Consider the following 21013-nt stretch of genomic DNA (forward strand, 5'->3'; position numbering starts at 1 on the left):
GAAAAAATTATGGGCCAAACACCACTTAGTTTACATAATAAAATTATCGTCGTCTATGAATAAAAAAACGCCGAACCACTCTGGTTCAGCGTCGTTCTTTTCTACATTACCCTCTTAAACATTTTCTCCATCTCATAAGTGGAGTAATCAGTCTATATAATAGAAGAAAATAAAAAAAATCAAACTTTGATATATTGATATTTTTACATTCTATTCGAAATATGAAGAAGTGAAAATATGGGCAAAGATGGGCAAAAAGTGGGTAAGTTAAATCAGACTTTCCCATACCATATTGCTTCATGCTAGGATCGAACCAGCGACCTCTACCCTGTCAAAGTAGCAAACAATTATGGATTTAAAGTAGATGTTACTTTTTGAAAGTTTAATTCTTAAAAGGCTGTACAAAGAGACCGTCGCCTTCAAGCCATTCGGCTATAAAAACTTCTTTGTAGTCAGTAATATTTTGAGTATTTAATTCTGACTTTAACCAAGATTCATTAAAGCCCAAATCAATAATTTCATCCCATAAAACTTCACCGTCTCTTATTATAGTCACTGGAACTGAAACCATTTTTGAAGTCATATTAAAATCTTCCTGAGTAGTTTTTTGATACTTTGATTTCTTTAAAATGCTAATTGAACCATTTGCCTCTAAATAACAAAAGGCAACCTCACGAAGTGAAAAGGTTTCACTCTGTCGCAATAAACTTTGTAACTGGTTAATATTCATCCTATTTTTTCTTAATGCTTCTCGGTCTACAATTCCATTTTTAATTAGTGCAGAGGGTTTTCCTTCAACAACTCCTCTGAATGTAAGGGATTTTTGACCAAGATATTCAACTGAAAAGAGTAATGCTCCCCAAATGGTCATCGAAAAAACAATATAAAATACTCCTATATTATGATCGTATAAGGCATTTCCTAATAGTTCTCCCAATACAATAGCTGCGATAAAAGTAAACGGAGATATTTGATTAATGATTTTTTTGCCTAAAAACTTTACCATTATAAAAATAGAAAAAAAAAGCCAACTATTAATTCAATTGTTAAGTACAATAATTTCATTTATTTGTGAACCCCATTCATCTTTTAGGACTTAAAAGTATATTCTCAACTATTTTTTACTGTTTCAAAATGAGAACTCATTGAAATATTATCACCACTTATTTTGAAAATATAAAATGACTGCATCACACGGCGTTGTAACAGGAGTTAAGTAAGTAAAACGAATATTCATTAGGGGAATTAGATGAAATAACCTCATCTTCCAATAAATAAAAAAATATTGCCAAACATACTTAGATTAATCAAACTACCCTGCCTCTTTTATGGAATAAGAAAAGCTGCCTGATTAGCAGCTGACCTTAAACATAAACAGCTATTAGTTGAATTAAAGAACTTCTATCTATATTCATTTTTCGTATAAACTCCATTTTGTTGTTCTACTCAAAAAAATAAAAAAGTCGGTTAACCATTTAGAAATAATGGCGACAAACACATATCCCGCGAAAAGCAATAAAAAGTTCTCTTTCTCCCGAAAATGAAACAAGCCAATACCAACCATAAGCGGCTTAAGAACAAACGATAAAGCTAAACTGAGTAAGAACATCCAAATATAATAATTCTTCCCTTTGATAAGTATGTATTGGTAACAAAGCATATAAATTACAGGTATTAATGAAGCATCCAGAGTGAAATTAGAAGGAAGTAGCGGGAGAAGTTTATATGGATAATTCCAAATTCCCCTTTCTGTACCAATTATATCTGTATAGGCGAAGAACACATGCACACTGTACCCATAAAATCCAATATGAAATGCTTTCTTTCGATCAATGAAGAGAACCAATAAGATAAGAGGGATAACAAGCATTGCAAGGACAACCCAAACTTGCCAATTTGAGAAGTTAGAAAACTCTTGCCAATAGTTCATCAATCTGGTGTTTTGTTCAATTTCTGCTTCCATGATTTTTTTAATCATATCCAGTTGATTTTTTTCCACAGTTATCCTCCAGTTTTTTATTGTTAGTTTTAATTTATCCATGGTGTTTTATACGTTTAACGGTTTTGTTTTGAATCAAAAAGAAATTCATGGACCACTTCTTTCTCATGGAACCTTTTCCTAAAGCTGAATATAAGAATTTCACTCTGCAAATAATAGTTTCAACTAGGCTACTCATCGAGGTGAATAAATATGGATATAAATCTTATATGGCAAACCCTTCTTATTTTTTTGATTGGTAATATCCTCTTAAGAATTAGTGGGAGGAGATCGATCTCCCAAATGACTATACCTCAAACGGTTATAATGATTGGAATCGGGACACTTCTTATTCAGCCTGTTACCGGAAGGGGGCTTTGGGCGACCTTTGGTATTGCACTTTTACTAATCTTAAGCCTTATTGTCACCGAATACATCCAATTAAAGTTTGATGGCGGCGAGACCATAATTTCTGGAAAAGCAGTTCCTGTCATTGAAAACGGAACTTTAAACGAAAAGAACTTGAAAAAGTTACGCCTGCCTGTAGATAAGTTAGAGGCTCGGCTTCGTCAGTCGGGAATTACAGCTATCAGTGACGTAGAATTTGCAACTCTTGAATCCAGCGGACAATTGGGGTATTTATTAAAACAACAAAAACAGCCTGCCACCAAGGAAGATATTCAAAACCTTATTCAGCTAATCCAAAATGGTCAGCCCGTGAATCGAAGCAGTCAGCCACTACATCAAGATAACATTTTTATTGAAACAGTAACGAAAAATTCACCTAATGTACCTAATCACCTACAATAAAACCAACAAAAAAGTGGTCATGAATTATTTGTGACCATTTTTTATTTATGGCACCTACCCGATATTGGAATTTTTTTACTGATGGCATCAAATTAGGCGATAAAATAATCCGTACAGGTGACGAGGAAGTCATTGTTGCCGTTGGCATGGAATTTGTCTGTATTCCATTAGAATTACTTCTTGGCATTTTAAAAGGATTTTATCTTCCGTCAAAAAGTGGGAATATGGAAAAATACGGGTTAGCTTTACCTTTATCTATATTCCAATACTATTCGCTGCTTTCAAGATTCCAAGCAAGAAGAGGGTGAAAATAATGAAAAAGCTTATCATAATATGCCTGTCTTTGCTGCTTTCAGGCTGTTTGAACAAAGAAATAATTGATGATATCAATATTGAGGTAGGAGTCGGCTATGACTTCGCAGAAGGTGAGAAAGAAAAATATAGAGGAACCCTCTTATTCCATGAATTCCAGCCTGATCAAAGCGTAATTAACAGTACATTTTCTGGAAATGGAAACCTAATTCAGGACATTCGTCTAGATGGTACTAAACAATCATCAGAACCAATAGCCACTGGCGGATTAGAGCTGGCTATACTCGGTACTGAAATTTCCAGAAAAGGGATTTACGATATTATAGATTCATTTCAGAGAGATCCAAGTATTGGGTCACGCGTACTTGTTGCAACCGCGGAGGGAACTGCAGAAGACTTGGTAAAAGGCGAGTATGGAACCAGAGGAAATTCAACCTATATCCATAATCTTATACAGCATAATATTGACAATCGGGATATCCCCAAAACCAACTTACACATTTTTGTCCGTGATTACTTTCAAAAAGGCAAGGATCCCTTCCTGCCCCGCCTAAAGAAAATCGGGAACGATAAAGTGGAAATAGATGGAATTAGCCTTTTCCAAAATGATAAAGAAGTAGACATACTCCCTGTAAAGGATATGTTCTTTTTTAAATTGCTGGTAGATAAATATAGTGAAGGTAACTTCGATGTTAAGTTTCAAAAGGAAGAAAAAGCTGCTGTGAAGAGTATAAATTCAAGGCATAAAATCAGGATAACTGATAATCAGGCTTCCATATCCATTAAAATTGAAGGCATTATTCGTGAGTATACAGGCGATGCTTTAGCCCCTGTTGTGGGAGATATTGAAAAGAATCTGGAGAAAAAAATTGAAAAGGAGTGCACAAGATTATTAAAACAATTTCAGGATCTCGGAATAGATCCTGTTGGCTTGGGTCAAAAGAAAAAAACTCTGAATCGGAACTTTGACTTCAAAAAATGGAAAGATGAATATAAAACTTTAAGCTTTGATGTTAAATGCAATGTAGTAATAGAAGAAACGGGAGTTATTGAATAAGAGCAGGCATAAGGTCCTCTCTAAACTCGTAGACAAAGAACAAACGTTCGTGTACAGTGAAATTAAAAAGGAAAGTTATAAAATGAGAATAGTAATTGAAACAATGCTAAATATTGAAGGCAATAGAGGTTCAAGCCGCGGAGAGTTTTTCGTTCAAGACAGAGATTTTAAGGATGATCCAAACTTTGCGGTTGCTGTTGTAGCATACGAATGGATCCAACAACAATGGAGGGAATCTGGCTGTAGGGTTATGATAATTGAGAAGGTTACCTGGAATGAAGAGAATGATATTACTGAGGATGTAAAGCAGATTAGGCCGGTTGTGAAAGATGACCTTCCTTTTTAATAAAAAAAAGTCAATAATTAAATTGACTTCTTCAATCCACAATTACTGTACTCTCTAAGGAATTCACCATTTCCAACTTTTGACTTAAAATGAGAATTACCGCATTTGTCGCAACGTCCAGCTTGTTTATCAGGAAATTCTTTATAAATGTAGATTTTACCCAGATCAATATTGTCGTAATCGTATTCCATGTAGTCACCTCAGAAGATAAATATATCAAACATTGTGGGATAAAAGAAGGCTATTTATTTTTCACAAATTAGACACAAGGACTTTGAGCCTATTTGCGTAATATTTAGGTGAAAGGGAGTGTGGAAATGAAGGTTGGTGACAAATTTTCAGCTGTTTATGTGCCAAGATTAGGTTTTGTAAAGGCAGGCAGTACCATGGATGAAACCATGGAAAACATTAAACGCGCAGAGGTTGAGAAGGAGATCAAAGAAAAGAAAGAAAGAAAAAGATTAGAAAATCAGTATCCCGGATGTAAAATCACCAAAATAGGTGCCGGGTGGTTTATTGAGAATAAAGATGCTCCTTTGGATCATTTATGATTTATAAAGCCCCTCTCGATTGTTATGATCCCCTGATAGTAGACAGAAAAAAGAAAGCATACTAATCTGTCTACTATGGAGGGGATTTTTTTATGGGAAAAATACGTAAAACATATGATATGAACTTTAAGAAAAAAGTTGTTGATCTTCATCTCAAAGATGGGATGGGTTATAACATAATAGCTAAAGAATTGAGTATCGATAAAAATCAAGTAAGGAGATGGGTTAACTATTTTAATGCGGAGGGGATTAAAGGGCTAGAGGATAAAAGAGGTAAGAGGAAAGGACCTGGTAAAGGTAGACCAAGAACTCGACCTGAAGATCAGGAAGTCAAAATTAAACGTCTTGAAGCTGAGAACGAAATGCTAAAAAAGCTCTTAAAGATGTGAAAGGGGGAATGAAAGAAGTATCCACACAAAAGAAATACCAGGTAATCAAAGAAATGTCCCAGGGGGACTATTCTATTGTATTGTTATGTAAGATCGCAGAAGTATCTAAAAGTGGCTATTACAAGTGGTTAAAACGACAAGAGTCACCCACTGAAAAGCAGTTAGAGGATGAAGAAATCAAAGAAAAAATCATGGAGTGCCATGAAAAACTTAAAGGGATATATGGGTATCGGCGAGTACAGATATGGTTAGAAAAAAACTACGAAACACATATAAATCACAAGCGTGTCCAGCGTCTTATGGGGGAATTGGGGATCAGGGCAGTCATCCGAATGAAGAAACCATATTACGGGAAGAAAGAAGCATACGTTGTTTCAGACAACTATCTTAATCGAAACTTTGTCGCTTCTAAACCTAATAAAAAATGGGTAACGGATGTTACTTATTTAATTTTTAATGGCCAAAAGCTGTATTTGTCCGCCATTTTAGACTTATACAATAATGAAATTGTTGCTTATCATGTTAGTCGGAGAAATGACCTGAAACTGGTTATCGATACCCTCAAAAAGGCAAAGAAAAAACGGAATGTAAAAGGAATCCTCCTGCATAGCGACCAGGGTTTCCAATATACATCCCGCCAATATAACAACCTAATTAAAAAATATCAAATGAAAGCGAGCATGTCTAGAAAAGGTAACTGTTGGGACAATGCTTGCATGGAAAACTTCTTTAGTCATTTTAAGACTGAATGTTTTTATCTATATTCATTCAAAACAGCTCAAGAGGTTAAAGACGCATTAAATCAATACATGAGGTTCTATAATCATCAACGTTTTCAAAAGAAATTGAATTACCTGAGCCCATATCAATACAGGACTCAGGCTGCATAATTGTGCATTTTTATTACTGTCTACTTGACGGGGGTCACTACAAATTGAGAAGGGCTTTATAAATCATTTTTGAACTATTAGTTAAGAAGTAGTCCTTTTGTGGCTTTGAAAAGTTTAATCAAAGATCCTGTATGAGATGTAGAAATTCTTGTTCAGCAAACGGGCCAGTGGAACATCTTGGTTTGTCATTTATGCTTAAATTAAGATGATGATTTTTAAATAAACAAAGCAGAATTGCTGAACAAGTATGAAGAAAAAAATGCAAAAAGGAAAATTAAACATAGTGGTTTTACTTAATCTAGGAAGTTTCGTACTTGTACTAATTGCTTGGACACTTCTAGTTGTTGTTCCTTGATATGACACTTCCATTATTAGATCAAAATGAATTAAAGAGCGTGACTTATAAGCTTAATTAAAAAACCAGCAGTAATTAGCTGCTGGCCATGGAACACCTTTATTTATATCTATAAAGAGTTAACTGTTAATGCTCCTAGTATAACTGCTATTAGTAGGGCGATTAAGATTCCAACTATAATATTTCTTAGTCTCTTAGATTTAAACATTCTGTTTGCCCCTTCACTACTCATAGTTTAGTTACACTTCCTCCCGATTGGTTTTTGTAGTTACCCCACACTCTAACCTCATGGTTTGCATAAACAATTCCTAATCCACTATAAATTGCACTCCATTTTACCGAGGCAGTTGCCCAAGCTTGGGAGCTACTATGATTTCTGATACACCTTCCCCACTCATAATCTACAGTCGGGTTTAGATTGCGGGAAGTATAGGCATCACATCCATATGTAGATAGAACCTTACTTCCATTATGAGTATAATTTACTTGAGCGTATACTTCAAGGACTGTAAGTCCTAAAAAGCTTACCCCCCTTTTGTACCAAGCTTTTTTATAATAGGTAGTGGCTAAGGGTTGAATGTTCCCTTCTTCTAGGGCTGGTGCCTCAACGTCAGATTCTTCATATGTAGCCGATAACACAATGTCACCATTTTTTAGTGCCTTTGTTTCACCTGGTTCAACTTCAGATATTGATTCTGCAATGGTGCTTGTTACCTCTGGATCAAACATGTAACTAATAAACTTCTTTTTATCTTCTTTTGATAGTTTTTTGAATTTTGCTAAGTCAGTTTTAAGCTTTTCCTTTTCATCACCTTTAGCAGACTTAATTGAATAATTAAAGCTTTCTTCTACCATTTTTTCCTTCTCTTTGAACGATTGATTTGCAGCAGAGGCCATTGTCCCAAAGGAACTGAGAACAAGCAAAAGGGTCATAAATAAGGATACAAACTTTTTCATTTACTTCACTACCTTTCTTGGTATTATTCTGACAATTTTAATAATACTATATTTTTCAAAAAAAGTAAAATATAGTAAAATATTTATATGTAAACGTTTTTAACATTTTGCTCATTCTATGCTATATCCTGTTAGCTCGTAATTAGATTAAGTGAATTTTGTTTTACAATATAATTAGGTGACAGGTATGTATTTTGAACCAATTCTACTGAAATCAACGGAAAAGGGCGCTATTCTTGAATAAGAATTAGCGCTCATTTTTCATTTTTACGTCGTATTAGCTTAATAGAATTACTTAAGCCCCTCTTGTATGAGAAGGGCTAATTCAATTTATTTTACACGAAGCATTTGCCCTACATAAATCGTATAATTTTCATCAAGGTTGTTCCAATCCTTAATTTGCTGTACAGTGCTTCCGTAAGTTCTGCTCAGTGAATAAACAGTATCACCAGACACAACAGTATGATAAACAGCTGAACTTTTCCGTGGAAGATTGAAGCTTTTCACAATACCGTTAACATGGCCACGTGCCAAATTCTCAATAAAGCTGCTTGATTTTAGCTTTGCTGCATCATTGGCATTATCAATAAAACCATTTTCAGTTAGCAATGCCGGCATCCGTGTTTCACGGAGCACATGGAAGTTTGCCTGCTTTTTGCCACGATCATTAAAATCAACTAGCTTCAATACCTCTGAATGGATATTGTTTTGAAAAGTTGTAGTTGGTACCCCAACTCCTGGATAAACATAATCTTCATATCCTGTTCCCCCACCAGCGTTAATATGGACTGACAAAAAGAAATCAGCCCCCCATGCATTAGCAGCATTTGTGCGCTCAGATAAAGATACCGTTTGGTCACCAGTTCGGCTCATGCGGATTGAAACATTATCATATTCCAGGGTCAAAATGTCTTTAATACGTGTTGCGATTTGAAGTGTTAAATTCTTTTCCTGAAGACCATTTCCTACTGCACCTGGATCCGTGCCGCCGTGACCTGGATCAATAAAAAGTTTGACCATATTTAATCACCTCTACTAATATTTTTATTGACAAAATCTATTAATTGCTTGTACTGCTGTCCTTCCTTTCACATGAGAATCCCCCCTTTCAAAAAACAAGAAAAGCCACCCTCGGAGGGTAGCTTATTTTGGCCATTGATAACGTTTTGCTTGTTGACTATCCTCTATTCCTCTTGTTGTGGGATCATTTAAGGCATTCCACACACTTACCACTATCAGCAATAAAACATATGGATTAGATAAAGCTGAGATCAGCAAATTAAAAACAGAACCCCAAGTAGTGAGGTCCTGTGCAGTTAAGCCATAGTAACCTAGTATTGGTGCAAAAAAAGCCAGAAATAATTGTGCTAGAAATACAGAATTTTTAAAGCGAATCTTCCAGTTGATCATATTCATTGTCCCCCTCTTAAAACATTATAAAAAATAGCAATCGCTCCCCCAATGATTCCAGTACTGATTGCTGTAATAAGGGCAGCTGTAATTGTTCTTTTAATCCATGTTGTATTTTCGTCAATTTTATTGAGCTTTTCATTTATAGAAGTAATCTGCTGATCATGCCGATCTGTTATTCTTTCCAATTTGTTAACACGGAGCTCAATATCTTTTATATCACCCTTCAATTCAGCAAGTTCTTGATTAACTGGTATGGTCTCTTGCGTCACCTAAATTCCCTCCTTTGAAGGCAATAAAAAAGAACCCTTAATTTTTAGGTTCTTCTACATCCTTGACTTCCTTGGATTCAATAAGTTTGTTTTCAAGTTCTTGAACTTTTTGCAATAACTCCTGATTCATTTTCGTTGCATAATCAAGCCGAGCTTTTAAAAGTATATTTTCATAGTTGAGCCGTCCCATTTCATTTTGAATAAACGGATTTATGTTAATTTGTTGGTTTTGCTCCACTTAAATTCATCCCTTCATAAATTGCTTTTAGTTCATTAATTCCTGCTTTAGCATCCACAAGCATTGCATGAAGTTCCTGAATGGCTTTAAAAGACATTACGTCCATTGCATACCCGTCCAATGACTTTTGTGGTGTAACAATGTCCACAGGCGCTTCTTGATACATGATACCTAGACGCTTTTGATCAACTCCTGGAACATCACCTTGTAAGTAATACTGTTTAATAGGAGTTGCAAGGATTTCTTTTAGTGCAGATTTGGTATACAATTCAATTTCACTTTTTAGTTCTTCATCAGAAGTATAAGTGGTTGAACGTACTTTCAAGTCATTGCTCGGAATATTAACAATCCCACCAGATCCGGCTACAAGGGTCAGTTCCCCGCCTGATATTTGATTTCTGAGCGTGAAACCGTTGCTTGAAGCACTTCCGAATCCCATATATGCGCTTCTTGAAAAGTGATCTTCTTTAAAAAATTCAATATAACAATGCGTACTTCCGACAAGCTGCAATAAATCGGAATCAGCATTTATAACAGTTTTATTGTGCATTTCAATGTATTTCTGATTAGTCCCAATCAACCTGAAGTGCATCGAGTTTTGTCCTGATATCACAACATCGCTCATGTTTGCACTTGAAGCTCCTCTTATGTCAAGCAAAAGTTCACTATTTGGATCTAATGGGCTTAGATCTCCTATGCCCACCCTGTCAGCTCTTAAATATAACGGGTATGCCATGTAGGTTTCATCGTGTGATCCGTTCAATCTCGGAACCGTTTCCGCTGCAATTCCTGAAAAATCAACTCCCGAATTATCAATCAATCCGGGCATTATCTTTGTCTCTTTCGGATAATACTTGTATTCATATGGTAAATCTCCAAATATCACTGTATCTCTCAAAGTCGCTTCTAAATCTGGAGAAATCTTTGAATTAATGTATCCATTGAACATTGTTGTTTCTCTGTATGAAGATCTATCCCCGGCTGTATAGTAATTTGACTGCCTAATATACCCATTGTTTACTACAGCTTCTTCTTCTACATTTACCCCATCGGTACATTCAAGCCTTGAATACATTCCAACAAGTTTTATCTTCCCTGAATTGATATTTGGGGAATTGATTTCAACCCCGGCAGTCAAAGAACCTGAAAAACTAACATTTCCGTTTATATCGACAATAAACTGATTATTGACGTTCAAACCTTCCCAGGCTGTCAGGTTCTTGGCTTCTATATCACCTTGAACAATTAAGTTCCCTCTAAGCCTGATTCTTACGTCTGTTTCCCGGACATATAGCTTAGTGGCAGAAGTAGAAGTGTAAAAATAAACTTCCCAATAGGTAGGTTTTTTACCTGAGTAAGCATTTTCAGGAATCTTTCTTGAAAATTGACACCGTTTTGCTGTATTAGCTGGAACAGAAACAATACTGCTTAGTGAGAAAGTTTGTATATATGAAGTTCCATCTTCAAAATAAACTCTGATTGTCATTGTTAGGCTTGGCGCTGTTCCTGAGTTTTGTGCATATAACATGAAATCAAATGCAACTTCATCCCCATCATTTGGAACCGGCCTGTTATATTGGGCTTCATCCGTATTTTCCATAAGATAAATCCAAGTATTTAAAGCGCTCCATTGGAACCACGTTTCCCCATTTAATGTGACGGGCCTCATATACCCATATAATCCTTCTTCTGCTGTTGAAATGTTGGCCCCAAGTTGCGCCCTAACATCAATTCTTGCAACGTTTAAATAATCTGAAGTGATTTTAGATGCGCTTATATCGCCAATTTTTGCATTTGTAACGGCCAAATCCGCTATTTTGGCAGTATCAATAGCTAAATTTGCAATTTTCCCATTCGTTACAGCAAGATTCTGTATATGCCCGGTTCCGACGGCTAAATCTGCAATGGCCGCTGATCCAACTGCAGCTTTCTTAATATCTGCTGAATCAATGACAATCTTGTTTGCTGAAGTTCTATCAAGCTTGTTATTTCCAACCGCCCCTTCTGCTAACTTTTCGGCTGTCACAAGTAAGTCAGCAAGATCAGAAGAACCAATCCGGGCTGTTGTCGCTGACTTTTCGTCAGAGAATGGCCCTTTTGCATCTGCCCTGTTTACCCCTCTAACTCTCACATAATATTGCTGATTTGGTGCGCCTTCATATGTGAATACACTGGCGACAGTCCGGGCCACAAGGTTTGAATCATCAGGAGTAAAGCCAGGAACAGTTGAAACAAAAACCTCATATTCTTTGATATAGCTTCTAAACTCTGCATCCCATTCAATAATGACTTTAGAAAATGCTCCCGTTGCTGTTACGACAGGTTTTTTTGGTGTAATATCGGCAAAGTCAGAATCATTAATTTCCCCGACACCATCATCCCAAACCCCGGTTCTCCCATCTACCTTGCTTTCTATGCTTTTCAATCTTGAAGCAAGATCAGTAAACAACGGAAGGAAGTTCCCAAGGATAATTTCTGTGTTTTCAGGGTTTACTAAATCCCGTTTGATTTCTATCACTCTGGATTCAACCCTTAAAGCTGGCGTGAATTCTTTATCAATAACAAGGACAGTATCACCCAAGCGCACTTTCTCATGTGAAAGTCCTGTGATTTGCTCCAAATCTAAAACATTCATTTCATAAGTGATTCTTGGTGTATTTGTGCCTTGAAGGGCATTCCATGTTTTATCCAATAAAGCTTCAGGATCTGTTTCTTCTCCATCCTCAAAGACTCCGAACCTGTGCACTTTCTTGCCTGTGTCTGGATCAATGCGCCCAAATTGTTCAAGGGCCACCGGATCCCCAACCCATTGTTGGCCTAAAGGTTTATCAACAGGATCAAGCCCGGAACCGTTCCAAACAACATCTGCAAAGGTTAAACGCCTTGTATAGCCTCCTGTTTCTGTCTGTTCGCCTTTCCCACGCCCATATAAGGCCGTTTTAATGTTAGAAGCATCAACAGTCCTTTTTACAGAAACCAAGTCTTTTGTGAAATCAAACCGTTTCCCGGTATCAGCTCCCCGCCTTGCAAGGAGATCCACAAAACGCCCTATAATGGCTGAACCGTCAAAGTTTATGCGTTTCTTTAGTTCCCCGCCCCATGTACTGATGATCTTCTGAATTGAAGAAATGGCAGATTCATAGTAAAAATTTGTTGTTCTTAGGCCGAGATCCGCAACAGTTCCTTTTTTGAACCGGCTCTTAGAAAGGGCATCAGTCATAGCGCTGTCTGCTGTTCCGTCAACGGTTCGCAAGTCCTCGATAATATCATCATTCATTTCAAAGAAAGCATGTTCAGCATAAGCTTTTGTGACAATTTCAATTCCGTTGTGTTCTTCTTCGATTTTGTAAATCTGGAATAACTGAAAATCTCCATCTTCGTCTTTGAATGTGACAAGATTGTTTTCTTTCACGTGTGCAGTCGCTTCATGATCTGCGGGAACTGAAAACTCAAAAGTATGATCTTTATTTAATTGCTCTGTGTGAATGGCATCAAAAAAAGGGCATTTGTTGCTGTTGTCATTTTGTAACACAGCAAGAAGCCCTTCAGATTGTCCATCCAATATAAAAAGTTTGTTCATTTATAGCCACCTTCTTACATAAACAAGGCTTACTGTACTAACCCCAGCAGGCGTAACAGTTAATGTTGTATCTCCTGGATCCAAAGAGAAAAAATCTGAATTAATATCAAGTGCAGTAATTAAGTTTGTTTTGCCGTTATAAGTAATTGTGCCAACTTGACAATCAATCACAACTTCATCGCCAGCCACAAAATTACGCACAATCCGTAGAAATTCATTAAAATTCTTTTCAATCTTTAATTCAGTAGCTGAAGCTGAAAAATCGACAGTGATTATAGGAAATGCTTCTGCCGTTCCTGTATTATTTATTGTTGCAGAATCGTTTGAAATCGTTGCAGAACTTTCTGTTATGGAATAAGCAAATGGATCCGGGCAAAGGAATTCAATTTCTGCCACCCGCTTTGCAAATATCCCTTCAAAATCTGTATTTTCGGTTACAACCGCATAATATTTCTTATCAGTTTCATCATCGAAAATCAGTTCTTGTGGTCCATTTTTGGGATTCAGCCACGAAGCCAAATCCCTTATTTTTGTTCTGAAATCAAAAAGAGAAGCACCGAAAAGGTTAATTTCAACCGTTATTCTCCGCTCCATAAACCGAAAACCAAAGTAATGAACCCCATTTTTTGATGGAGCTTGTGCCGTTCGGCTTTCAATCTCAGGGAGTGTATCACGACCTTGTATATTCGAGATTCTTATCCCTTTTGATGTTGAATGAATCCCATTAAAGGAAAATCCCCAACTCATGGGCTAACACCCCCTACACGTAAAGACCTGCTTTCTAAGCTTGCTAGTTTTTGAGAAATGCACCTTGCATCATTTTCAGTTCGGACATTAGGCATAATTAGCTGAATGGTTTTATTGACCACTCCTGTTGCAGCACTTGAAGCAGTTTGTGCAGAATGAACTTTCTGCTTGGAAATGTCTAACCTGGCATCTTGCAAAGGTTTCCTTGTGCCGATTGCAACAGTTTCCCCTACTTGGGTTGCTGCTTTCATCAGCTGTTTTGCCCTTGCTAAAAGCCCATCCTCTAAACCTTCCGTAAAGAATGAACCTAATTCAATAGCTACCCTTGAAGGGCTATGAATATCTAGAGCACTCTGGATCTTGTTTGCTATGCTTTTCGCAATGCTTCTGGCTGTGTCCATTAGGCTTCCAAACATGCCCCACAATCCACGAATAAGACCGCTTATGATGTTTCGCCCTATCCATTCAAGATCAACACCTTCTAGCCAATCTTGGGCCTGATTCCATATGTCCATGATCTTCTGTTTGACTTCATAAAGCTTTTCTTGAACCCCTTGCCTTAAAGCAACAAATTTTTCAATAGCAGTTCTGCGTATGGCTTCAGCTGTGTTTTGGACAATTCCCTTTGCTTCATTCCAAGTATTTTGTATTTTGGTTTTTATGGAATTGTATATTTCATTTGTTTTGTCCTTTAACGCTTGCCATTTTCCAGAAACATAGCTCCTTATATTCTCAGCTACATTATTTGCAGTGTTTTTCATGGCCAGCCAAGTATTGGAGAAAAATGTTTTTATTCCTTTCCACGTATTTTCTGTTACTGTTTTAATAGCTTTCCAAGTTTTATCTATGAAATCAGATATGAACTTTAGGGATTGCTCAAATAAAATCTTGGTTAAACTCCACATGTTAGAAAGGAAGTTTTTTACCTGTCCCCATTTTTCAGTTGTCCATTTGCTTATAGAATCCCAATTTTCATAGATTAAGAGTGCTAAAGCTACAACGATTCCCGAAATAATACCAACCGGGCCTGTGAGTGCAAGCATTGCTGTTCTGATTAACGGGAATATCGCCTTTACTTTAGATAACCATTGCCAGGCTGTTGTTAGTGGACCAATCATTGCCCCTAATACGGTTAAAAACGGGCCTATTGCAGCTGCTATTAGTCCGATTCCAACAGTTATTGCCTGCATAACAGGATCCATTTTTGCAAAGGCATCAGAAACAAATTGGATTGCTTGGGAGACATACGGGAGAACTGCCATGGCAAAGTCTAAAAGAACTTTCCCTAAAGGCTCCAGGGCAATCAAAGCTTCCCTTGTGAATTGCTTCCACTTGGTTCCAAAGGATTCTTCAGTTACCCGGTTCATTTCATCCATGGAACCTTTGACTCCTTTGACCCCTCCATCAATATTCCCAAGGGCATACATGGCATCTGCTTCAAGATCTTCCCACTTAGTCCCGTACAAGCCAACCCCTATTTCATTGGCCTTAACCTGATCATCCATTCCTTTTAATTCCGCTATGACTGCATTGTGAACGTCTTTAACCGTACCCTTACCGGCTAGGAAATCCTTCCATACCTTCTGTGTACTTTTGGACATTTGGCCCATAGCATCAGAAGTTGATTTGGATCCGTCTTTAATTTTGATTTGAAATTCCTTCATTGCATCATTGATGTAATCGAGGTTATACACTCCAGCTTTACTGCCTTGTTCTAACAGCTGAAAGTATTCAGAAGCAGAAAAGCCCATTTCAGCAAACAAAGGCGCATATTCGCTGAGATTATCGAACATTTCATTAGAGAAGTTCAGTCCGTTCTGCGCCCCATGTGCCATGAGATCAAATGCCTCTTCTGCAGAAATTCCAAACCCTTTTATCAGGTTTCCTCCAGCCCTTGTAACCTCATTTACATCTGCATCAAAGGTTTGGGCCAAGTTCATGGCTGATTTTGTTACGGTTTCAAGTTCTTCTTGATCTAATCCCTTGATATTTTGCCGGGTTTGAATCAAGGCGTTTGAAACATCATCAAGGCTTTCACCAAATCCCGCTGTATAAATGTTTTTGGCTGTTTGGGTTAGTTTTTCAGCCTCTCCTTTGGTAAGTCCCAAACTATTTCTTATTTTCGCTTGTGCATCACTAACGGAAGTTGCAGCAGCAATCCCAGCAGCTCCCATTGCAGTAAGAGGAACCGTTACGGCCTTGGACATGGTTTCCCCAATGGATCCCATTCTGTCAGCTACATCTTGTACCCGGTTTTCAATCTGCTGAAGCCCTGATTCCACGTTATTAGTGTTTATTTCTGTATTGATGACAATGCGCCCATCACTCGAAGCCATGTTTTCACCTACCCTTTTTGTAGGATTTCTTTAACGCGTTACCTATCGCTGTTAAAGTTGCATCAGCTTCTTCAAGGGAAGGCCTTTCATTTTTGAGCCTATAGATCCGCTTCAATTCAATAATCCTGTTCCGTTCTTCCTGGTTGTATTTAGTAGGTGCAGGGATATTCTGCGCTCTAATTGCCACAACCTCTTTAAATTTCGTATTATCAGATAAGCTATCTAATAATGCCAAAAACTTCTGCCAATGCAGTTTGCCTTGCATTTCAAAAAGGTCAATCTTGTAATCTTGGAGGAACGAAGCATAAATAAAGGCAGCATCTTGTTCAAAATCAAAATAGCTTTTACCACCGTTTTCAGTTTTCTTAGGAAATAGAATTTCGTCAAAAAGAAAGCCTATCAATTGACTTATCTCGAAAATAGAGAGTTCCAATTCATAGGCATTTTTCACAAGCATTTCAAATAGAATTTCAAGCTTTTCTATTTCATAAAACGTTTCATCAGATAGGAGTTCAGAAACCCGTAGAACATTATCAAAGGCAAGATTTAGCTTAATTATTTGGCCTTGAAATTCTGTTTCATCTATAAATCTTTCCGTAAGTTTCATAAGCTTTATTTCCCTGTGTAATAGGCTTTTTCTCTCTTTTTAAAGGCCTGCATTCTCTTTCCGACTACTTCCATCAGCTGCATGATTATATCAGCCATAACAAGCAATGATTTCCCGGTATCTGCATACACCTTTTCAAAGGATCCTTCACCCAAAAGAAGTTCCACAACTCTAAACATAATTTCGTAATTCTCTTTTTCTGCTGCTTTTTGTTCTTTATCCGTCATTTTGGAATAATCCCTTTCGCTCATTTTCAGGGACTCTTTACGGAACTTTCTAAAGACCTTGTCATATTCCCTCAGTTTCTCATCATTGAGATACATTCTATAAATCTTGTCTGCAATCTCAACTTCTTCATATGTTTTTTGAACATCAATTTTGATTGCCATTGTTTTGCTCCCTTTTGTCAGGTAGTTTTGATTAATTAAGCACCTGTTGTTGGAGGCATGTAAGTTGGTTTTCCATTGAAATGCACCTCAAAGCTGAATGTACTTTTTTCATTAGCAGCTCCTGATCCTGCAACTATATTTGCAATAGTTGCCCAACCTTCAAAGGATCCCCCGTCAGGTTCAGTCCAACGGAAATTAGTTTTTCGTGCTTCTCCCATTTCAATTTGAAGGCCAGCAATAAAATCTTGTGCAGCATCACCATATTTTCTGTGGCCCTCAAAGGCAATTACTAATTGTGCGCTTGTTACATCAGAAGAACCGAACCCATCACCATCAAAATAAGGAGTTTGGTCAATTTCTTCATTCCATTGTGGATCGAATGTGTTGATACCAGCTGCAACCCGCTCATAAGTTGAAGCAGTTCCGCTTATATCCTGTGCTGTATCAATTTCAAATTTGTGTGCTGAATTGAGTTCAAAACCCGCCATTCATAATCCCCCCTAATTTTTAGTTATAGTGGCATTAAATAATGCTGAATAGATATAACTGCCCCGGCTGTCTTTCTCAACCAAAATAGGCATTGTATAAATCTCTGACTTAATAAATTGATAGGATCCATCAGCAGGAATAATTGCATTTGGCACTAATTCATCGAGATATACGGTTAATTCGGTTATGGTATCAATGGCTTGCCCCTGGTTTTGGTGCTTCACCAATATTTGAAAGGCAATTACCCATTCTCTTGAACTGTCCAGATATCGCCCAATTGGTGAAGAAGGCGTTCGCCTAATGGTAATTGCATTCAGTTCTTCTGGCAGAACATCAACAGTCAAAGAATCGAACAAGGTAAATTTTGATTCTATATGATTTGCCATGTCATCAATGAAATCTGAAGGCATAGGGGAAATCCACCCCTTTCTTACAAGTGCCGATTAACGGCCTGCTGTGTCAAGTGCACCCAATCACTAAAGAACCTGGCTTTTGCAGCTTCAAACCAAAGGCCCTGTGCATTTGGGTTTGCATCTTTGGAAAAGTTATATTGTGGATTGTAATAAATCTTTCTGGCATATGGCTGATCCCAAATAATCTTCCCTTTTCCGATTTGTGAAGCCCGAACCCCTGAACGTTCAAGTTCGCCGGTATCTTTAGGAATGAAATAGTTTGAACCCTTTAAAACTTCTTGATCCAGCTGTTTCTGCCCAGCACCTACCGCTTCTTCAACCCGTTGTTGGATATTCCCCAAGTCCAAATTCACGCTGAAACTGATCATATTAACTCCACCTCATAATGATGAAGGGTGTCGGTATATAGAGGATTAACCCGCTGAACTTGCATTGTTTCGCCCTGGAATATCACCTTTGATTTTTCCTTAAATTCGAATTCACCTGTTGCGCTTGAATTTCTTCGGTCAAAAAACATTAAGGCTTTAACATTTTTGCTTTCAGTATCAGTTGAACGGTTAAAACTCTTTTCAAAGTTGATTCTAATGTTTTTTAGGGTAACGGCAGGCAAATAGGTTTCACCATACCGCCCATTTGCTTCAAACTGTTCATAAATAGCTTCATGAATTAAGAGATTCCTGGGAATCGGTCGGATTCTTAGCATCTAACCTCAACTCCCATGTACAGCAATCCCGTTGGCCTTAAATAGCTGCGGGCCATTTCAGAAACTACTTTCACACCGGATCCTTCTGTATAACTAAAACCGCCTATACTAACTGAAGAAGGGGAACCGCCATGAACTGACAATTCCCCACCTTCTGAATACATATATTCAATTTGGGCTGCAACCGCCTTTTTAATATTGGTTCGAATTAGTTCTGGCTTATGTGAAAGGTCTACCCCGGCTAAGCGATAATTTGTTAGCACATCAACGACATCTGAAGCCCTTTTTTCTAGCATTGTGAAGGTTTCAGTATCCATTGGAATACCTTTGTATATATCATTATAAAAATCCTGATCAATATAAGGCACGACTACTCATCCTTCTTACCATCAGGCTTTTTAGCTTCCGTTTTTCCGGAGTTCTTTTTAGGCTCTTTAGATTCCTCAACCGTATAACCTTTATTCTTAAACCACTCGATCAACCAATTATTATCGGTTTCAGTTTCTCCATTAATAAATAGAAGGGAAGCGCTATTCCCGTTGTAATTAGGATTCGGGCTTTTAATTTTAGCCATAAAAAAAGCTCCCTTCTTTATTGAACTTTAATGTTACGAAGAACACCGGCTTTTCGAGTAGCCTTAAGGGCAACAGCTGCCACCATTTCAACCTCGCCAGTCTTAACCGCTCCTGGAGAGTTAAAATCAGGCAAGAAAGTACGAATCACTTTATTACCAGTAGGTGAAACTCCATGGAATCCATCCATTCCAAGAGAAACAGCATAAAGATCTGTTAACCCTGTTTGCTCAGTACCAACCGTACGGTTAACGATTGGAACAACTGGAATGGTTGAAGTACCGTCATAGAAATACTCAAGATCAATCAGTGGGATTCCATCATACCCTGTTACTGTGCGTCCAAAGCCATCCTCTGTCTTAGTCGCGTAACCAGCCCGGCGAGCCACCGATTTGATTTTGGTGATTAATTTGCTGTTCCCCATCAGAATAGTTGGCCGGCCATCAAGTTCAGCTAAGAAATTATCGATTTCATCCAATAAAGCAAACTTCTTGCTGTCTAAGCCTGCTTCATCTGAAAGATCAATAACAGACTCAGTATTTAATTCTGTATTAGAACCAGTAAGCGCCTTGTCTAATCCATCAAATGCTTTGGAATCGACAGCTGAATCTCCATTAATTACAGTGTAATGAAACAGATTGGCAGCCCCTTTAATCTTTTGCTGCATTTGGAAGTTCATTTCGTTGATTTGACCACTTGTATCTTGAATTACACGGTCAATTTTAAACGCTCCCCCAAAGATTTTAAGATTTACGTAGTGATTCTCGCGGTCTGCTTCGTTTGCTGTGTATTCGCTGTTAATCTCACGGAATCCAGCAGTTGAAGGCGTTTTTAAACGGGTGTAACCGTATGTTAAAGTTGATCCACCTGTACCAGGTGAAACAGCATTATCGAATGTTAGCTGATCTAAAAGGAAGGAAGCACGACGAAATTCATCGATAACCTGTTGGTCAATATGGTCTGCCATTCCAACCTTTGCTTGCTCTAAAGTAATTGGCATGAACAATCATCTCCTAATCTTTATTATTCGTTGTTGAAAACCTTTGATTTAATGCATCTAAAAGGGTGCTAGGCTCACCAGCTGGAGTCGTTTGGTGCTGGCCATGAGAAAATGTTGGCTTACTTGGCTGCTGCTCTGTTTCAAATAAATAAGCATCGCTTTTCTGCAATGCTTTCAACTGATCTTCCAAGCCCAAGAGCTTATCTCCATCCAGCTTGATAGAATCCTTATTTAAAAGAGCTTCAACTGCTTTAGGGTTCTTGGCCTTAGCACCCGTTAATGCCGTTTTAAGGGCAAAATTAAAAGCCTGATCTTGGATCTTGGCTTCATAGTCTTGAACAGTCTTTTTATTTAAGTCGGTAAGTTCTTGAATCTTGGCTGTTAATTCCTCATTGCCTGTAGCTTTGGCTTTAAGATCTTCAAGCTGAGAGTCGCGATCTTTTAGCTGTTTTTTAAGATCCTTTGCGTTACCAAGGGCATCATCAAACTTGCTTTTCGGGATCCAATTTCCATCAGAAACAATCGCAATCTTGTTATCTCCCACTTTTTCCATGACTTTCTTATAAAGTTCTTCACCAAGTAATTCTTTTAAATCCATCTATATTAATCTCC

General features: G+C 37.6%; 25 protein-coding genes and 1 pseudogene. 6 read left to right on the forward strand and 20 right to left on the reverse strand.

The window, feature by feature from the left end; all coding sequences use genetic code 11:
• Positions 1-382: 382 nt before the first annotated feature.
• Both MKY20_RS20390 and MKY20_RS20395 read right to left on the reverse strand, forming a co-directional pair.
• A pseudogene (locus MKY20_RS20390) lies at positions 383-1065 on the reverse strand (DUF421 domain-containing protein).
• 346 nt (positions 1066-1411) lie between these two features.
• The gene (locus tag MKY20_RS20395) at positions 1412-1999 is read right to left on the reverse strand and encodes a CBO0543 family protein (RefSeq protein WP_341002767.1); all 588 of its coding nucleotides are present in this window, start codon (positions 1997-1999) and stop codon (positions 1412-1414) included.
• A 192-nt stretch (positions 2000-2191) separates the two neighbouring features.
• On the opposite strand from MKY20_RS20395, the gene MKY20_RS20400 reads away from it, so the two are divergent.
• The 6 genes from MKY20_RS20400 to MKY20_RS20425 all read left to right on the forward strand — a co-directional run bounded on the left by MKY20_RS20400 (position 2192) and on the right by MKY20_RS20425 (position 6333).
• A complete protein-coding gene (locus tag MKY20_RS20400; RefSeq protein ID WP_341002769.1) occupies positions 2192-2788 on the forward strand; it encodes a DUF421 domain-containing protein in 597 nt (198 codons plus the stop codon).
• Between the two features lie 313 nt (positions 2789-3101).
• The gene (locus MKY20_RS20405; RefSeq protein ID WP_341002771.1) at positions 3102-4157 is read left to right on the forward strand and encodes a Ger(x)C family spore germination protein; all 1056 of its coding nucleotides are present in this window, start codon (positions 3102-3104) and stop codon (positions 4155-4157) included.
• Between the two features lie 82 nt (positions 4158-4239).
• Positions 4240-4503 (forward strand): hypothetical protein, encoded by a 264-nt coding sequence (locus MKY20_RS20410; RefSeq protein WP_341002773.1) that lies wholly within the window; start codon positions 4240-4242, stop codon positions 4501-4503.
• A 317-nt stretch (positions 4504-4820) separates the two neighbouring features.
• Positions 4821-5054 (forward strand): hypothetical protein, encoded by a 234-nt coding sequence (locus tag MKY20_RS20415; protein ID WP_341002774.1) that lies wholly within the window; start codon positions 4821-4823, stop codon positions 5052-5054.
• Positions 5055-5146: 92 nt separating this feature from the next.
• Entirely contained in the window at positions 5147-5443 is a 297-nt protein-coding gene (locus MKY20_RS20420) for a helix-turn-helix domain-containing protein (RefSeq protein ID WP_009330603.1), read from the forward strand.
• Positions 5444-5451: 8 nt separating this feature from the next.
• Positions 5452-6333, forward strand: coding sequence for an IS3 family transposase (locus tag MKY20_RS20425; RefSeq protein WP_009336806.1), 882 nt, complete (start codon positions 5452-5454; stop codon positions 6331-6333).
• Positions 6334-6916: 583 nt separating this feature from the next.
• On the opposite strand, the gene MKY20_RS20430 is transcribed toward MKY20_RS20425, so the two are convergent.
• The 18 genes from MKY20_RS20430 to MKY20_RS20515 form a co-directional block, all read right to left on the reverse strand.
• Positions 6917-7645 (reverse strand): hypothetical protein, encoded by a 729-nt coding sequence (locus tag MKY20_RS20430; RefSeq protein ID WP_341002776.1) that lies wholly within the window; start codon positions 7643-7645, stop codon positions 6917-6919.
• A gap of 330 nt (positions 7646-7975) precedes the next feature.
• Positions 7976-8665: an N-acetylmuramoyl-L-alanine amidase family protein gene (locus MKY20_RS20435; RefSeq protein WP_341002777.1), complete on the reverse strand. Its 690-nt coding sequence runs from the start codon at positions 8663-8665 to the stop codon at positions 7976-7978.
• 123 nt (positions 8666-8788) lie between these two features.
• Positions 8789-9055, reverse strand: a complete 267-nt coding sequence (locus MKY20_RS20440; RefSeq protein WP_341002779.1) for a phage holin — start codon at positions 9053-9055, stop codon at positions 8789-8791.
• A gap of 2 nt (positions 9056-9057) precedes the next feature.
• Positions 9058-9327 carry a hemolysin XhlA family protein gene (locus MKY20_RS20445; protein ID WP_341002781.1) on the reverse strand — a complete coding sequence of 90 codons (270 nt, stop codon included), beginning with the start codon at positions 9325-9327 and terminating at the stop codon, positions 9058-9060.
• Between the two features lie 37 nt (positions 9328-9364).
• On the reverse strand, positions 9365-9565 hold the full coding sequence (locus MKY20_RS20450; RefSeq protein ID WP_341002782.1) for a hypothetical protein: 201 nt from the start codon (positions 9563-9565) through the stop codon (positions 9365-9367).
• Positions 9543-13145, reverse strand: a complete 3603-nt coding sequence (locus MKY20_RS20455) for a phage tail spike protein (RefSeq protein ID WP_341002784.1) — start codon at positions 13143-13145, stop codon at positions 9543-9545. Before MKY20_RS20455 ends, MKY20_RS20450 begins: the two co-directional genes overlap by 23 nt.
• Positions 13146-13892: a distal tail protein Dit gene (locus MKY20_RS20460; protein ID WP_341002787.1), complete on the reverse strand. Its 747-nt coding sequence runs from the start codon at positions 13890-13892 to the stop codon at positions 13146-13148.
• Positions 13889-16228, reverse strand: a complete 2340-nt coding sequence (locus MKY20_RS20465; RefSeq protein WP_341002788.1) for a phage tail tape measure protein — start codon at positions 16226-16228, stop codon at positions 13889-13891. Before MKY20_RS20465 ends, MKY20_RS20460 begins: the two co-directional genes overlap by 4 nt.
• A 4-nt stretch (positions 16229-16232) precedes the next feature.
• Entirely contained in the window at positions 16233-16835 is a 603-nt protein-coding gene (locus tag MKY20_RS20470; protein WP_341002789.1) for a Gp15 family bacteriophage protein, read from the reverse strand.
• 5 nt (positions 16836-16840) lie between these two features.
• Positions 16841-17224, reverse strand: a complete 384-nt coding sequence (locus MKY20_RS20475) for a hypothetical protein (RefSeq protein WP_341002791.1) — start codon at positions 17222-17224, stop codon at positions 16841-16843.
• 35 nt (positions 17225-17259) lie between these two features.
• Complete coding sequence (locus MKY20_RS20480) at positions 17260-17712, reverse strand: phage tail tube protein (protein ID WP_341002792.1); 453 nt, start codon at positions 17710-17712, stop codon at positions 17260-17262.
• Between the two features lie 12 nt (positions 17713-17724).
• Positions 17725-18123: a phage tail terminator protein gene (locus MKY20_RS20485; RefSeq protein ID WP_341002793.1), complete on the reverse strand. Its 399-nt coding sequence runs from the start codon at positions 18121-18123 to the stop codon at positions 17725-17727.
• A 20-nt stretch (positions 18124-18143) separates the two neighbouring features.
• Positions 18144-18494: a minor capsid protein gene (locus tag MKY20_RS20490; protein ID WP_341002796.1), complete on the reverse strand. Its 351-nt coding sequence runs from the start codon at positions 18492-18494 to the stop codon at positions 18144-18146.
• A complete protein-coding gene (locus MKY20_RS20495) occupies positions 18491-18829 on the reverse strand; it encodes a putative minor capsid protein (RefSeq protein WP_282171808.1) in 339 nt (112 codons plus the stop codon). The genes MKY20_RS20490 and MKY20_RS20495 overlap by 4 nt, the downstream gene beginning before the upstream one ends.
• Positions 18823-19197, reverse strand: coding sequence for a hypothetical protein (locus MKY20_RS20500; protein WP_341002803.1), 375 nt, complete (start codon positions 19195-19197; stop codon positions 18823-18825). The genes MKY20_RS20495 and MKY20_RS20500 overlap by 7 nt, the downstream gene beginning before the upstream one ends.
• A gap of 2 nt (positions 19198-19199) precedes the next feature.
• Complete coding sequence (locus tag MKY20_RS20505; RefSeq protein ID WP_341002806.1) at positions 19200-19403, reverse strand: hypothetical protein; 204 nt, start codon at positions 19401-19403, stop codon at positions 19200-19202.
• Between the two features lie 17 nt (positions 19404-19420).
• Entirely contained in the window at positions 19421-20401 is a 981-nt protein-coding gene (locus tag MKY20_RS20510; RefSeq protein WP_341002809.1) for a major capsid protein, read from the reverse strand.
• 13 nt (positions 20402-20414) lie between these two features.
• Positions 20415-20999 (reverse strand): phage scaffolding protein, encoded by a 585-nt coding sequence (locus MKY20_RS20515; protein ID WP_341002811.1) that lies wholly within the window; start codon positions 20997-20999, stop codon positions 20415-20417.
• Positions 21000-21013: the final 14 nt, after the last annotated feature.

Source organism: Cytobacillus sp. FSL W8-0315, from assembly GCF_038002905.1.
In the GTDB taxonomy this organism is placed as follows: domain Bacteria; phylum Bacillota; class Bacilli; order Bacillales; family Cytobacillaceae; genus Cytobacillus; species Cytobacillus pseudoceanisediminis.

Excerpts from the sequence above, each read along its gene's own strand:
- MKY20_RS20405 (WP_341002771.1), top strand. The coding sequence starts at position 3,102 with ATGAAAAAGCTTATCATAATATGCCTGTCTTTGCTGCTTTCAGGCTGT.
- MKY20_RS20480 (WP_341002792.1), bottom strand. The coding sequence starts at position 17,712 with ATGGCGGGTTTTGAACTCAATTCAGCACACAAATTTGAAATTGATACA.
- MKY20_RS20420 (WP_009330603.1), top strand. The coding sequence starts at position 5,147 with ATGGGAAAAATACGTAAAACATATGATATGAACTTTAAGAAAAAAGTT.
- MKY20_RS20490 (WP_341002796.1), bottom strand. The coding sequence starts at position 18,494 with ATGATCAGTTTCAGCGTGAATTTGGACTTGGGGAATATCCAACAACGG.
- MKY20_RS20475 (WP_341002791.1), bottom strand. The coding sequence starts at position 17,224 with ATGGCAATCAAAATTGATGTTCAAAAAACATATGAAGAAGTTGAGATT.
- MKY20_RS20515 (WP_341002811.1), bottom strand. The coding sequence starts at position 20,999 with ATGGATTTAAAAGAATTACTTGGTGAAGAACTTTATAAGAAAGTCATG.
- MKY20_RS20400 (WP_341002769.1), top strand. The coding sequence starts at position 2,192 with ATGGATATAAATCTTATATGGCAAACCCTTCTTATTTTTTTGATTGGT.
- MKY20_RS20460 (WP_341002787.1), bottom strand. The coding sequence starts at position 13,892 with ATGAGTTGGGGATTTTCCTTTAATGGGATTCATTCAACATCAAAAGGG.
- MKY20_RS20435 (WP_341002777.1), bottom strand. The coding sequence starts at position 8,665 with ATGGTCAAACTTTTTATTGATCCAGGTCACGGCGGCACGGATCCAGGT.
- MKY20_RS20505 (WP_341002806.1), bottom strand. The coding sequence starts at position 19,403 with ATGGCTAAAATTAAAAGCCCGAATCCTAATTACAACGGGAATAGCGCT.
- MKY20_RS20440 (WP_341002779.1), bottom strand. The coding sequence starts at position 9,055 with ATGATCAACTGGAAGATTCGCTTTAAAAATTCTGTATTTCTAGCACAA.
- MKY20_RS20425 (WP_009336806.1), top strand. The coding sequence starts at position 5,452 with ATGAAAGAAGTATCCACACAAAAGAAATACCAGGTAATCAAAGAAATG.
- MKY20_RS20495 (WP_282171808.1), bottom strand. The coding sequence starts at position 18,829 with ATGCTAAGAATCCGACCGATTCCCAGGAATCTCTTAATTCATGAAGCT.
- MKY20_RS20465 (WP_341002788.1), bottom strand. The coding sequence starts at position 16,228 with ATGGCTTCGAGTGATGGGCGCATTGTCATCAATACAGAAATAAACACT.
- MKY20_RS20415 (WP_341002774.1), top strand. The coding sequence starts at position 4,821 with ATGAAGGTTGGTGACAAATTTTCAGCTGTTTATGTGCCAAGATTAGGT.
- MKY20_RS20485 (WP_341002793.1), bottom strand. The coding sequence starts at position 18,123 with ATGCCTTCAGATTTCATTGATGACATGGCAAATCATATAGAATCAAAA.
- MKY20_RS20455 (WP_341002784.1), bottom strand. The coding sequence starts at position 13,145 with ATGAACAAACTTTTTATATTGGATGGACAATCTGAAGGGCTTCTTGCT.
- MKY20_RS20470 (WP_341002789.1), bottom strand. The coding sequence starts at position 16,835 with ATGAAACTTACGGAAAGATTTATAGATGAAACAGAATTTCAAGGCCAA.
- MKY20_RS20510 (WP_341002809.1), bottom strand. The coding sequence starts at position 20,401 with ATGCCAATTACTTTAGAGCAAGCAAAGGTTGGAATGGCAGACCATATT.
- MKY20_RS20410 (WP_341002773.1), top strand. The coding sequence starts at position 4,240 with ATGAGAATAGTAATTGAAACAATGCTAAATATTGAAGGCAATAGAGGT.
- MKY20_RS20430 (WP_341002776.1), bottom strand. The coding sequence starts at position 7,645 with ATGAAAAAGTTTGTATCCTTATTTATGACCCTTTTGCTTGTTCTCAGT.